Origin of the sequence: Dendronalium phyllosphericum CENA369 (genome assembly GCF_016056275.1) — a bacterium.
GTDB lineage: Bacteria > Cyanobacteriota > Cyanobacteriia > Cyanobacteriales > Nostocaceae > Dendronalium > Dendronalium phyllosphericum.
In genome coordinates, this window is sequence record NZ_JAECZA010000206.1 from 1 (window position 1) to 1,026 (window position 1,026).

At 37.0% G+C, this 1,026-nt stretch carries 3 pseudogenes; 2 read left to right on the top strand and 1 reads right to left on the bottom strand.

Annotated features, from left to right (window positions below):
- Positions 1-332: pseudogene (locus I8752_RS22830) on the top strand (transposase family protein); the annotation flags it as partial.
- Positions 333-334: 2 nt separating this feature from the next.
- Positions 335-583, top strand: a pseudogene (locus I8752_RS22835) (hypothetical protein); the annotation flags it as partial.
- On the opposite strand, the pseudogene I8752_RS22840 reads toward I8752_RS22835, so the two are convergent.
- Positions 574-1,026, bottom strand: a pseudogene (locus I8752_RS22840) (IS701 family transposase); the annotation flags it as partial. The pseudogenes I8752_RS22835 and I8752_RS22840 overlap by 10 nt on opposite strands.

Below are 1,026 nucleotides of genomic sequence, written 5' to 3' on the forward strand. Positions count from 1 at the left end.
CAATGGATGTGACTGAAAGTCCCATAGAACGACCTAAATATGGTCAGAAACTTTTTTTTAGTGGTAAACAAAAACGACATCCACTCAAGTCTCAATTTGTGATTGACCTGGAAACTTTACAAGTACTTTGTGTGTTCAATGATTCAGGTCGTAGACATGATTTCAAGCTATTTATTCACAGCAAGGTTCGTTTTCATCCTGAGACTGAAAGCTTAGAAGATAGTGGCTACCAAGGAATTGCTAAATTTCATGCCAATAGTCATATACCGAAAAAGAAACCGAAAGGAGGTAAATTGACTAAGGAACAGAAGCAGTTTAATCGCGATTTAGCAACGTTGACTCTTGGACAACGCGCAATGGTATGCAAGTAACAATTCGTCCCATTCGTCCAGAGGACGAACCTTTAATGATTAAGTTACATAAAACATTATCTGAAGAAAGCATTTTTTTCCGCTACTTTCACTTAATCAAACTTAGTCAACGCATTGCCCACGAACGACTTACACGCCTGTGTTTTATTGATTACCCCTCTTCTGTCACTTTCCGGAATAAGCAAGTAGTTCAGGAGCTAAATCATCCAGAAGCATAATAGGGTTTAAATTGATTCATTGCGGCAATTAAATGATTGAATCCCAGTAACAAATGTGAATTAGGGAAAATACTTAACCAAGGATAAATTAACCAAAATAGTAAAAGTGGTTGGATAATGAGACGCAGATTATTTAAAGCATTCTTCCATCCAGATTCATGGTTCCATTGCGGATGGTTAGAAAAATCAACATCACTCAGATCTTGTGCCTCAGTCTCAAGTTGACGAGATTGATTTAAGCCTAATAAGACGGAAGAATTTAAACTAATCATCGTGTAAACACAAAAAATAATCTCCCACCACCTCTCAATATGTTGAAAATTGGTGAAACGGTAATCTGTCCAGCCTAGCTCTTGTTTACACTGTCGAAATCCATATTCTACCCAGGTTCTTAATCCATATAAGTCACCTAAAATTTTCTTGAGATTACCTTGCAG